The organism is Dyella kyungheensis, assembly GCF_016905005.1.
GTDB classification, from domain to species: Bacteria; Pseudomonadota; Gammaproteobacteria; order Xanthomonadales; family Rhodanobacteraceae; genus Dyella; species Dyella kyungheensis.
This window is the reverse complement of record NZ_JADIKC010000035.1, coordinates 1-281: the sequence shown is the minus strand read 5'-3', so window position 1 is coordinate 281 and position 281 is coordinate 1. Positions and strand designations below refer to the sequence as shown.

Here is a 281-nt window from a genome sequence, read left to right as displayed (position 1 = left end):
CGGTCCAGACTCCTACGGGAGGCAGCAGTGGGGAATATTGGACAATGGGCGCAAGCCTGATCCAGCAATGCCGCGTGTGTGAAGAAGGCCTTCGGGTTGTAAAGCACTTTTATCAGGAGCGAAATACTACTGGCTAATAACCGGTGGGGCTGACGGTACCTGAGGAATAAGCACCGGCTAACTTCGTGCCAGCAGCCGCGGTAATACGAAGGGTGCAAGCGTTAATCGGAATTACTGGGCGTAAAGCGTGCGTAGGCGGTGAGTTAAGTCTGTCGTGAAAT

Annotated in this window: 1 rRNA gene; it reads left to right on the top strand. The window is 53.7% G+C overall.

The window, feature by feature from the left end:
• A 16S ribosomal RNA gene (locus tag ISP20_RS21895) occupies window positions 1-281 on the top strand; the annotation flags it as partial.